Origin of the sequence: Amazonocrinis nigriterrae CENA67, from assembly GCF_016056305.1 — a bacterium.
Taxonomy (GTDB): Bacteria; Cyanobacteriota; Cyanobacteriia; order Cyanobacteriales; family Nostocaceae; genus Amazonocrinis; species Amazonocrinis nigriterrae.
In genome coordinates this window covers 41,354-53,154 of record NZ_JAECZC010000011.1, presented here as the reverse complement: position 1 = coordinate 53,154, position 11,801 = coordinate 41,354, and the positions used below count along the sequence as shown (strand labels likewise).

11 protein-coding genes are annotated in these 11,801 nt (G+C 41.2%); 3 read left to right on the top strand and 8 right to left on the bottom strand.

Features of this window, described 5'->3' with window-relative positions; all coding sequences use genetic code 11:
- Window positions 1-724 precede the first annotated feature (724 nt).
- A complete protein-coding gene (locus I8748_RS08885) occupies window positions 725-1,264 on the top strand; it encodes a YdcF family protein (RefSeq protein ID WP_198124263.1) in 540 nt (179 codons plus the stop codon).
- A gap of 13 nt (window positions 1,265-1,277) precedes the next feature.
- Here I8748_RS08885 and I8748_RS08880 read toward each other — a convergent pair whose 3' ends face one another.
- From I8748_RS08880 to I8748_RS08845, 8 genes are all read right to left on the bottom strand, one after another.
- On the bottom strand, window positions 1,278-1,571 hold the full coding sequence (locus I8748_RS08880) for a DUF2288 domain-containing protein (protein WP_198124262.1): 294 nt from the start codon (window positions 1,569-1,571) through the stop codon (window positions 1,278-1,280).
- Window positions 1,572-1,676: 105 nt separating this feature from the next.
- Window positions 1,677-2,714 (bottom strand): AI-2E family transporter, encoded by a 1,038-nt coding sequence (locus tag I8748_RS08875; protein WP_198124261.1) that lies wholly within the window; start codon window positions 2,712-2,714, stop codon window positions 1,677-1,679.
- A 341-nt stretch (window positions 2,715-3,055) separates the two neighbouring features.
- Window positions 3,056-3,694 carry a lysophospholipid acyltransferase family protein gene (locus tag I8748_RS08870; protein ID WP_198124260.1) on the bottom strand — a complete coding sequence of 213 codons (639 nt, stop codon included), beginning with the start codon at window positions 3,692-3,694 and terminating at the stop codon, window positions 3,056-3,058.
- Between the two features lie 152 nt (window positions 3,695-3,846).
- A complete protein-coding gene (gene fabD / locus I8748_RS08865; protein WP_198124259.1) occupies window positions 3,847-4,728 on the bottom strand; it encodes an ACP S-malonyltransferase in 882 nt (293 codons plus the stop codon).
- A 97-nt stretch (window positions 4,729-4,825) separates the two neighbouring features.
- Window positions 4,826-5,818: a beta-ketoacyl-ACP synthase 3 gene (locus I8748_RS08860; RefSeq protein WP_198124258.1), complete on the bottom strand. Its 993-nt coding sequence runs from the start codon at window positions 5,816-5,818 to the stop codon at window positions 4,826-4,828.
- A 218-nt stretch (window positions 5,819-6,036) separates the two neighbouring features.
- A complete protein-coding gene (gene plsX, locus I8748_RS08855; protein WP_198124257.1) occupies window positions 6,037-7,062 on the bottom strand; it encodes a phosphate acyltransferase PlsX in 1,026 nt (341 codons plus the stop codon).
- Window positions 7,063-7,322: 260 nt separating this feature from the next.
- On the bottom strand, window positions 7,323-8,798 hold the full coding sequence (locus I8748_RS08850; RefSeq protein ID WP_198124256.1) for a leucyl aminopeptidase: 1,476 nt from the start codon (window positions 8,796-8,798) through the stop codon (window positions 7,323-7,325).
- A gap of 111 nt (window positions 8,799-8,909) precedes the next feature.
- Window positions 8,910-10,085, bottom strand: a complete 1,176-nt coding sequence (locus I8748_RS08845; protein ID WP_198124255.1) for an EcsC family protein — start codon at window positions 10,083-10,085, stop codon at window positions 8,910-8,912.
- A 244-nt stretch (window positions 10,086-10,329) separates the two neighbouring features.
- On the opposite strand from I8748_RS08845, the gene I8748_RS08840 reads away from it, so the two are divergent.
- Window positions 10,330-10,998: a Uma2 family endonuclease gene (locus I8748_RS08840; protein ID WP_198124254.1), complete on the top strand. Its 669-nt coding sequence runs from the start codon at window positions 10,330-10,332 to the stop codon at window positions 10,996-10,998.
- Between the two features lie 269 nt (window positions 10,999-11,267).
- Entirely contained in the window at window positions 11,268-11,723 is a 456-nt protein-coding gene (locus I8748_RS08835; protein WP_198124253.1) for a hypothetical protein, read from the top strand.
- Window positions 11,724-11,801: the final 78 nt, after the last annotated feature.

Genomic DNA, 11,801 nt, shown 5'->3' with positions numbered 1-11,801 from the left:
TTTATTGATTAATAGAGTGTTTACTAATTTTTATCGGATAAGTTATCTGATAAAAAAGGAAAACCTCCTATGACCTCCTATGAGTTTTAGGAGGTTGGAAAGTACCTTACAGGTAAATTATGGAAATGGAATGTACATTATTAAGAGGTAATCTATAAACTTGAGTCTTTACTTCATCACCCCATTTACTAGTTCTACCAGCGCCATTGCGTTTACCTCCATGTGTGTGCTTAACCATGAGTATCACTAGTTATCTGATAACTATAAAAGTATTATTTTATACTTTTATTATGCTGGTTTACATAAGAAATATTTGTATATTTTGGCTAAATGACTATCAAATGACTATCATCCATAGAGTAGTGACAGTATAAACCTGTAATGGCAAGCATTTGAGCGTTAGCAGCTTTTGTCTCGCGCTAGGTCGTACGCTCAAGTTGCACCAGTCCCGTCGTTAAAATAAAATTAAATCAAATAATTGGTCAAAAGTCTTTGATCAATTGCCTAATCCAGGGTAGGATAATGCATCACTGAAAACTATTTGCGGATTAGCGCGATTAGAAGTGTATTAAAAGAATAGACAGGGATCACAGGGGTAGATTTTCTATAAATCTGCTACCCTACATAGTTATTTATGTTTTTTTAGAGGAAATTCTGTCTCAACAGATAAATTCATAGAACCTTGAAGAATAATCTCTTGTTTACAGGTAAATCAATTCGGTTTATGTTTCTTGCCCTGCCACTACTAATGTGGTTAGGATACAAAGAGGCACGAAACGAGTACATACAACCGCAAGCAATGGTAGTCTTGGGTGGTTCAACCAAACGTCTAGAACGAGAAAAGTTTACAGCAAATTTTGCACGCCAGCATCCAAATTTACCAATATGGATTTCTGGCGGTAGTCCACCTATATACACCCAAAAAGTGTTTATCAAGGCTGGCGTTGATCCCAAACGTTTACACCTGGATTACGAAGCTGTAGATACTGTTACAAATTTTACTACTTTAGTAGACGATTTGCAAGCTCGCGGGATCAAGAGCGTTTATTTAATTACTTCTGACTACCATATGCGCCGTGCTTCTGTCATTGGCGATATCGTTTTAGGTAGTCGGGGTATTGAGTTCAAAACAGTACCAGTTCCTTCAGAACAACCGTCTGAACCACTAAGAAAATCCATCCGTGATGGAGTCAGAGCTTTAGTGTGGGTTGCAACCGGATACACTGGTGCAGATGATAAAAATAAGCAGTCTGTTAACCATTAACAGTTATCAGCCATCAGTTTATTTCTTGCACGAGAACATAGGGCTGTATTATCAGGGTGTGAAATCGTTTGGTGCGATCGCCATTCCATTCTCCTAGCTGTACTGTGGTTGGTTTGGCGATTAGTTGTTCATCAATCCACTGTTGTACTGATGGAATATTATCATTAGCGATCGCTTCTGCCACATCCAGTAAATCTAATTCTCGCGTCACTACAATCACTGCATCTCGCTGTGCATGAGGAATTAACCACTCCCATTCTGCCTCGTCGAGGTTTTGTGTTAATTCTGCTCTTAAATCTGAAGACATAATTCCCCAATTTTTTTGCCTTACAGATTATTTTACATTAATTATTAACTTAAAACTCCTGTACAGGCACAAAGCATTGCAACCTTACTAACTCCTAACTCCCAATTAAGTTTCGGCTTTCATCTCATCAATCTCAAACAAAGATACTAGTACTCCAGTAATGGGAATAGAGATAAAAACACCGAGTAAACCTGCAACTCTAGCACCTACTAACAAAGCAAAAAATACCACTACGGGATTAAGATTCAAAGCATTTTGCATAATTCGTGGTGCAATCAAATTATCTTGTATCTGTTGGAGTACAATGCAAGCTACCAATACTTTTAATGCTAACCAAACACCTTGAGATAAAACTACTAGAGTAATTGTGGCAATTCCTAGTGTTGCTCCTATGCCAGGAATAATGTCAATAATTCCGACTATGACTGATAATACCAAGGCAAAAGGTACGTTTAATAATAAGAAAACTAAAAAAGTCGCACTCGTTAAAAATAAACTTAATAACAACTGACCTCGAAAAAATCCTAAGAAAGCGCGTTTGATAATATTTGTCAATCTACTACGCCGTTGCTTTGGTATTATCTTTAAAAGTAAACTCCAAAGCTTTTCTCCGTCTAGGAGCATGAAAAAAGCTACAACGGCAATCAAGATAAAAGTTACGAAATTAGTCAAAAATGCTTGCAAAATAGCCAAACTAGTGACAAGACTTGAGACAGCTTGATTACGTAATTGCTCTTCAATGAAATTTAAATCTACCTGAAGATTACGACTTTGCAAAAATGCTTCTAATCGGTCTAATAAAGGTATTAAAGAATTTAAAAATACACTAATACTATCAATTAATTGTTGTCCTTGCGATAGAATCGTTAAACCTACGGTAATTGCTAGACCACCAAGAATTACAATGCTGAGCAAAAAAACGACAATTACTGCGACACCGTGGGGTAAAAAACGCCGTAACCAATCGACAGGATAGCTAAGTAAAAAAGCTAAAATTGCAGCGAATGTGAAAATCACAATGACCGCCTCAAAGTAAGCTAAAAGCTGCACAACTGCCCAGCCAGAAGCAAACAACAGTAAAAAGCGGACTAATGCCAAATTATTCAATTTATCCCAAATACTTTTGGCTTCAAGACCGCTCATATAATTTTGGATTTTGGATTTTGGATTTTGCGAAAAGTTGCGTGCGGGGGTTCCCCCCGTTGAGCAAACTTTTCAAGACGGATTTTGTATTGAAAATAGTCATAGTTATACCAATTTCAAAATACCTGAATTTAGGATAAGGCGAAACCTTGATTGTGTCGTTAGTTTTGACAGTCTTAAACCTTTATTTTCTCATTCAAGTGATCGAACTTAAGTCCTTAACTCGAACTGATATTTCTTAAATTCCTAATGACAAATGACAAATTGGTGTGAGATTTTTAAACATACAGAAATAGAGTGGCGATCGCCACCCCCCTAAAGCATATTTATTAAGTTCTCAGTTAACGCCCTAAATCGTGCATTTCATTAATGACTGTTGCACATTTATGTGTCACTGCTTCCAATTCTTCTTTATTGGTAGAACTAGGAGTATCAATCACCGGGCCAATCCTAATAGTAAGGGGAACTGCACGGGGTAATTTCGAGCCTTTTTCTAAAATTCTTTCGCTTCCCCACAAACTCACTGGCAATAGTGGTGCTTTTGCCTTAGCGGCTAGTAGCACTGCACCTCTTTTAGGGTCTGTGATTTTACCATCTGGGGTGCGAGTACCTTGCAAAAACACACCTACAGCCCAGCCATTCTCAAGATACTCTAAAGCTGAACGAATGGCAGTGCGATCGCTAGTTCCCCGACTAACTGGGTAAGCGCCATACAATCTAATTGCTTGTGCCAAAACTGGGATTTCAAACAACTCTTCTTTAGCCATGTATGCCACTGGACGGCGCACACAATTCGAGACAATTGGCGGATCAAAGTAACTTGCATGATTGCTTACCACCACCAGCGGCCCTGATTGGGGAACATTTTCCGTACCATAAATATTACCCCGAAAGTAAGCATGAAGCATGGGGCTGACGACCGACCATTTAAAGGCGTGGTAGAGTGCCAGACTAACAAAGGGTTCACGACTTCGAGACATAAAAAATTAGGGATTGGGAATTGGGCATGGGGCATGGGGCATAGGGCATGGGGCATAGGGCATAGGAAACAGTAAAAAGAAGTTATTTCCAACTTCTCCCTCATCTATCTCCCCATCTCCCCATCCCCCTGCGCCCCTGCCCCTTAGAGTCCCTAATCCGGCAACTCAGCGGCATTACGGACGTTCTTTAAGATTAAACCAGGGCTGATGCGTTTAATCAAACCTGTCAGCACATTGCCAGGGCCAATTTCCACTACTTCCTGAATATCGTTGGCTGGTAATTGTAGAGAAATTTCTCGCCACCTTACTGAACCAGTCATTTGTTGACTTAAGCGCTGTTTTAAAATCTCGGCATCCATAGATGCAACTGGTTCTACATTTGATAACACTGGCACATTGGCTGGCTGAAATACTACCGATTCTAGAATATCTTGGAACTCGGCAGCAGCAGCAGCCATTAAGGGTGAGTGAAATGCCCCAGAAACTTTTAGAGGAATTGCCCGCTTAGCCTTTACTTGAGACATCACCCCTTGTACAGCTTCTGGAGTACCAGAGATTACTACCTGAGTTGAGCTATTATCGTTTGCTAACACCACATCGGGAGTTTCGGCGATGACTTTTTCCAACTTTTCCCGGTCAAAGTTCATCAAAGCTGCCATCATCCCACCTGCGGCACTATCCATGAGTTCAGCACGGCGTTTGACTAGGTGTAATCCCGCTGACCAATCAAAAACACCAGCAATATAAAGCGCTATATATTCTCCTAAACTGTGACCAGCAACTAAATCTGGCTTGTGTCCCCGTTCTCGAATGAGATCGGCAAGAATACTTTCTACCACATACAGACTTGGTTGAGTATATAGCGTCTGCGATAATTTATCTTCTTCGTTTTGACATATTTCTGTGACAGACCAGCCCAAAATTGCCTCGGCTTGGTCAAATTTTTCTTTAACGGATGGTATATCTAATAAGTCCGTTCCCATTCCTAGTGCTTGAGAACCTTGTCCGGGAAACACCCATGCAGTTTTAGTCATTAGTCATTAGTCAGTGGTCAGTGGTCAAAGAAGTCAAGAGTTAAGAGTTATGAGTGAGGAGTTAATTAAAAACTCATAACTCCTAACTCCTAACTCTTCACCTTCCCCATTGAAAAATTGCCGCGCCCCAAGTTAGACCTGCACCAAAGCCGGATGTAGCAATGATGTCATTGGGTTTGATTTTGCCTTGGCGTACAGCTTCATCTAGGGCTAGGGGAATAGAGGCAGCGGAGGTATTACCATAATTAGCGAGATTGCTAATTACTTTATGTTCTGGAATATTAAGACGTTGGGCTACAGTATCAAGAATCCGTTGGTTAGCTTGATGTAAAAGTAGCCAGTCTATTTGGTCAACACTCAAGTTAGCTTGAAACAAGGCTTTGTCAATAATTTCTGGCACTTTTTGAGCAGCAAAGCGGTATACTTCTTTGCCATTCATGGTTATGGGTTGGAAAGTGCCTTGAGTAATTTGTGTGCCTGGAATCAGTTCTTGGGGTGATGCTTGATAGTTAAGATTAAGGTAGTGATTTTGAGTGCCATCACTTTTGAGCGCAAAACCCAGTAAGCGATCGCTATCATTCGCCTGCAATACCACTGCTCCAGCACCATCACCGAACAATACACAAGTACGTCGGTCTTGCCAATCTACCCAACGAGAGAGGATATCTGCTCCTATCAGGAGTACATTTTGATAAACTCCTGTCCTGATGTATTGGGCAGCTGTGACTAGTCCGAATACAAATCCAGAGCAAGCAGCTGTCAAATCAAAAGCTACTGCCTTGGTGGCTCCTAATTGGGCTTGTATCCTACAAGCGGTGCCAAACAAGTCATCAGGCGTAGATGTTGCCAGTAAAATCAAATCTAAGTCGGTTGGTTTAATTCCAGCAGCAGCGATCGCTTGACTGCTAGCAGCTGTTGCCAGCGTAGTCAATGACTCAGTAGGAAGTGCCAAACGCCGTTGACGAATTCCTGTTCTTGTGCTAATCCACTCATCAGATGTTTCAACGAGTTCACTTAGTGCCTGGTTGTCCATGGAAGTTTCTGGTACTGCCGAGCCACTTCCGGTAATTGCTATGCCTAGTTTTTCCACTCCTGCCCTCCGAAGCTATCAGCTTTTAGTCAATGGTCAATAGTCATTGGTCAATAGTCATTCATCACTAGTCATGAGCTTCTGAATTAACTTGCATCCTTTAAACAACTAATTGCTTCTTGTGGCATGGGCATTTTTACTGCCCAAAAGTGCAAATTCAATACGGGATAGCTGAATTTTTGACTATTGATTGACTATTGACTGCCTAGTGCTGATTGCTAATCATTGTCTTGCTGTAGGATTTGATATTGCGACTGGAGTCGTTGCAGTACCTGATTATCCACAGCTTCTTTTGCCATACGAATGGCATTATAAATTGAGGGTGCTTGAGAGCTACCGTGGCCGATAAAACAAATTCCGGCTACGCCCAAGAGTAAAGCACCACCATGTTCTGCGTGATCCATTCGTTGCTTAATTCGTTTGAGGTTGGGTTTTAAAAGTGCCGTGCCGATTTGACCGTGTAATCCTTGGGGTAATTCTTCGCGCAATATTTGCAGAATCACTTCTCCAACGGCTTCGGCAAATTTTAATAACACATTGCCTACAAAGCCATCACATACAATTACATCAAAGTTACCGGAAAGCACATCACGCCCTTCGGCATTACCAATAAAAGTAATTTGGGGATTTTCCCGCAGCAGTTGGTGAGCGCGGAGAGCTACCTCATTACCCTTAGTATCTTCTTCACCGATATTCAATAAACCTACCTTGGGTTCGGTTGTACCCAAGACGCATTGACTATAGATTGTCCCCATGACTGCAAACTGCTCTAAAAACTTAGGGCGGCAGTCTACATTAGCGCCGACATCAAGTATCATTACTGGTTTGCCAGCGATGATCGTGGGAAAAACCGTTCCAATAGCTGGGCGGTCAATTCCTGGCAATCGTCCCAGGCGGAGCAAAGCTGCTGCCATTGCTGCCCCAGAGTGGCCAGCAGAGAACACAGCATCTGCCTGCTGATTTTTAACTAAATCCATCGCTACATTAATGGAAGCCTTGCGTTTACGCCTAACTGCGTTTAAAGGCTCCTCATCCATAGCGATCGCTTCTTGGGCAGGAACGATCTCTACCTGCTCCATATTCGTTTTTGGTGGCAACGCAGCTTCAATTTGCTGGGGATCGCCCACCAACAGGACTTTTACACCCAACTCTTCCATTGCTCGCAATGCGCCAGCAACGATTTCTCCGGGTGCATGATCCCCTCCCATTGCGTCAATTGCTATCCGTACGCCAGTCGATCTCATCGCTCAGAGCTTCTAGAAACCTTACAAATTTTACCAGATGGCTTTGCTGAAAAACCGTAACTTTCTGACAGCCAAATTACGCTTGTCATTATTGCAACAGGTTTTGATGGCTAGCCCAAGATAGCATGAATTTGGGAATTGGGCATTGGGAATTGGTAATTGGTAATTGGGAATTGCTAATTGGGAATTGGGAATTGGATTTTACTATTACTCATCACCCATTACCCATTACCCATTACCCATTACCTATTACCTATTACCTATTCAGCAAGCACCCAGTTAACCAATGTACGAACGCCGTAACCGGTTGCGCCAGCGTTGTTGTAGCCATTGTCTTTATCTGCCCACACTGGCCCAGCAATGTCTAAGTGCGCCCAAGGGGTATCTTTGACAAATTGCTTGAGGAAAAGAGCTGCGGTAATGGAACCACCAGGACGTGGCCCGGTGTTTTTCATGTCGGCAATGCCGGATTTTAATCCTTCAAAATATTTTTCTTCCATTGGCATCCGCCACACTTTTTCCCCTGATGTTTCAGCAGCTTTCTCTAGCTGGGAAGCTACGGCATCATCGGGAGTATACAAACCGGCAATGTCGTCGCCTAAAGCAATCACACAAGCACCAGTCAAGGTGGCTAAATCGACGATCGCATCTAATCCTAATTTATCGGCAAAGACTAAAGCATCTGCTAAAGTCAAACGTCCCTCAGCATCAGTGTTGTTGACTTCGATGGTTTTGCCGTTAGATGCTCTGAGGATATCACCAGGGTGCATGGCATGACCGCTAATCATATTCTCAGTGGCCGCCGAGATAAAGTGTACTTCAACCTCTGGCTTTAATTGACCGATTGCTTTGGCTGCACCCAAGGTAGCAGCTGCGCCACCCATATCCATTTTCATGGTTTCGATGCCGCTACCAGCACCTTTAATGTTAAGTCCGCCAGAGTCGAAGGTTAAACCTTTACCTATAATTGCCAGTTTTTTCTTAGGTATACCTTCTGGTTTGTAAGTGAGATGAATAAATTTTGGTGGCAAGTCTGAAGCTTGGGCAACTCCCAAAAATGCACCCATGCCCAACTTTTCACAGTCTTCCCGTTCGAGAATTTCTAATTGCAAACCGTGGTCTTTTGCGATCGCTTGCGCGGTTTCGGCTAAGGTAATTGGTGTGACTGCATTAGCTGGTGCTGCTACTAACTGCCTTGCCAAAATTACACCTGACACGATTTGATTGGCGCGGGCAATGGCTGCTTCTTGTCCAGAAAATCCTAGTAAATCTATGCTTTCTATTTCTGGATCTTTATCTTCTGGCTCAGACTTAAAGCGAGTATCTTGGTAAAGTGCTAGTTGTATTCCTTCTGCGATCGCTTGGGCTGTTGCCGCTGGATCATTATTCCATAATGGCAAACTCAAGCCCAAAGTTTTGCTTTTTTGCTTTTTCGCTACTTTGGCTACAGCAGCAGCAGCACGTCGCACAGTGTCTAATTTTAGCGCTTCTGCTTTACCCAAACCTACGAAAATCACTTTCTTAATTGAGCTACCAGCACCCACACGAGTGAAAATGGTGCTGTTGGCTTTGCCTGTAAATTTTTCTTCGGCAACCAGTTCTTTTAAAATGCCGCCAAACTTCTCGTTTAAAGTCGCTAGTTCATCGGTGAAGTCTACAGCATCTTCAAATAATCCAATTGCTAAAGTATCACCCGCCCATTCTAATAAAGGCGTATCACTAGGTTGAATTGCCATGTTGGGATTTTGTGTAAATATTCCTTCTTGTACCAGTATTGCTCAAAATTCTTTTTTCAGGCTAAGGGGCGAGGGGATGAGGGAGAATAACAACTGACTATTGACTCTTGACTATTGACTATTGACTATTGACTTTAGATCAATATCAAATTTGTTGGCGATCGCTTGAATAATCTCGTGTTCAATTGGTGTAACCTGAGTGTCAAGCTTGGCAATTTTTTCACACTGTGCCAATAAAGGTATGGCAAAATCACGGTTCAACTGATTCAGCAGTGTTTCTAAAGGCTGGGGCGATTTAATATTTTGGGCAATTACATCCAAGGAACTAGGACTGAGATTTATAGCTTGCAACTCTGGTAAAATTTCTTCCCAAGTCTTCTCTGGATGACTAGCAAGGATCATGTGAACTAAAATTTGATCCATTACCGATTGTTGAGCGATCGCTGTTTCTAGATATTGTTCACTCTGTTGTTTTAAAGTTGTTAGTGTCTGCGGTGATGCCAGTGATACGGATGCATCTAGCTTGGCTTCATAAAATCGACAAGCTGCATACCCCAACGAATAAATCATTGTCGCATTTGAACTGGCAGCGATCGCTGCACCAGCAAAAGGCACGTTTCGCAGTAAGCCTAATCCCGCAGCTTTCAAAAGACGACCGCCACCCAATGCTAAACCAAAAATTGCTAAAACTTCACCTTTGCGAGCAGGGTCTTTTAAATCTAAGCCATAGGCAGATGCAATTTGATAAAGCATTTCTGACTGTAATTCTGTTGTTGCTGCTAAATCAATTGCGAATAATGCTGTCGCTACTCCTGGCAAAATACTAGTTGCTAATCCGATCCCTCCTGCTTTGGTTGCTTTTTCTACCATGATGCGGTGAGAAATCTGACTTGGTGATTCACGGGGATATTTTTGCTTGAGTGTGTTGACTGCTGCTTCTGCTTTTTCTAAATCAACAACATTGGTAGAACCAATCAGCCAATTTAAATTTAATACCCCAGATAGTTTACGAATTAGCCAATTTTCACTCAGACGATTGACGACTCTACCAGTGGTTTGAGTTGTTTGCTCAATTAACTTTTGTGTTTGTTTTGCCGCAGCTGAACCCACTCCTACGGCTGTGTCAACAAATCCTTTGCCAGTTTGAGCAACATTTTTTGCCAAAGACTCAAATACAGAGGGTTTGTCTGCTACTGATGGTTGAACCTTGATTTCTACTTCTGATGGTTTTGTAGGTGAATTAACTGATGACTTCACCTCTGCTTTTTCTTGGGATTTGTCTAACATTGTTAAGCACTGTCCTGAAAGTCTTGCTATTCAGGTTGTAGCCAAAGCGTGAGTCGCTTGACATCTTTCAATGGTATACACTTTAGGCATCTAAGGTTGGGCAATGCTGTAATCTCTATTGCGAGGTCAAAGTCAGAGCGATCGCTTTATTTGGCGATAATATCTAAACAGATGTTATGGAGAAATCAGCATGAAATAAATGCAGAACTCACCTTGATCTCAAAAAGTAACAGGAGAGATGACAATGGTCAGCAGTCTTAAAGAACTAATTGATGAACCAGAATTGGGTCATGGTAACGACCCAGAAGAAAGGTTTATCAGTAGTGGTGTGAGTTGGGAAAGCTATGAATCGCTACTAGCGAAACTAGAAAACAACTCTCATTACCGTGTTAATTATTTAGATGGAATATTAGAAATCGTGTCGCCATCAATCAGACATGAAAAAATCAAAACGAATTTAGGGATGCTGTTAGAGCGTTTCTTCTACAGCAAGCGCATTCGGTTTGTACCTATGGGAAGTTCTACTTTTAAAAACAAAGCAAAAAAAGCTGGTGCAGAACCAGATGAGTGTTACTGCATAGGTGAAGAGAAAAAAGTATCAGATTTAGCTATAGAAGTAGTTTTGACTAGTGGTAATGTCAGCAAACTGGAAATCTACCGAAGATTAGGAGTTGCAGAAGTCTGGTTTTGGGAGAGAAACCAGTTTAAGTTATACCATCTACGGGACAATTCCCAAACTGAGCTTGCCACTGTTTATCCTGATACTTATGGGTATGAAGCTCTCTCTAAAAGTGAGATACTGCCAGAATTAGACATTTCTTTGCTAGAGCGATGTCTGACAATCTCGGATTCAATTCAAGCTATTGACGAATTTGAGCAGGGGTTGAAAGCAACTGATGAGCTAAAGCAATAGCCACAATCAAGCAATCAAGGTGCGACACATTGGCGGCTAAGAACCTCAACAGCTATTGTTTTGTACGCATTAATCAAAAACTTTTTCTTAGTAGTTGCTTACTTATTAAAGGAGAGCCGGATTTTAGCTTCCTAATCTTTGATTAGCAACTTACTGTGCTGTCGTAGCATTATAATGTTTAGCCTAAAATTTCTTAAGACACATAAGGCTGAACTCATACTCTAAAGAATTTTTAATCATATATTTAATCTAAATTGCAAATCAAGTACATGATTCCTACAAAATACAAAAATAAACTTTCACGCTTGATGTCCTACCCTATTAGTGCTGGAATATTATCAAAGGCACTATTAGAAACACCTCAATTAGACCAACTTAGCATTGCTTTTTATGATTCCTGTCAAGAACCACATAAGATTAAAAATCCTGCGAAAGTTTTGAGCGTTACTTATTCACATCAATTAGTTAGCTTGACTAGCTCTAATAAAGCAATAGAGTATGGTTGGTATGAACCAAAATGGTCAATTACTGTTTATCCAGTACCGCGAACTTGTGTGAGCTTGGTAAAAAGCCAGTTAGTAGAAACAGGATTAGACAAAATGAAGCAATGGTTACATAAATATAAAGATGCTATGGGCAAAGTTGGTGGATGCGGATTACATTTTTTCTATGATTTAGAAACAAATTTGCTCAGTTTTAGTGAAGATGAAAATCTTTCAGCGTAAAGTAATATCGTGTTGTATTAGACGAATGATAGCAAGTTAAAAAATTTATTTATTGAAATGAACTGCGACCGAGCAAGG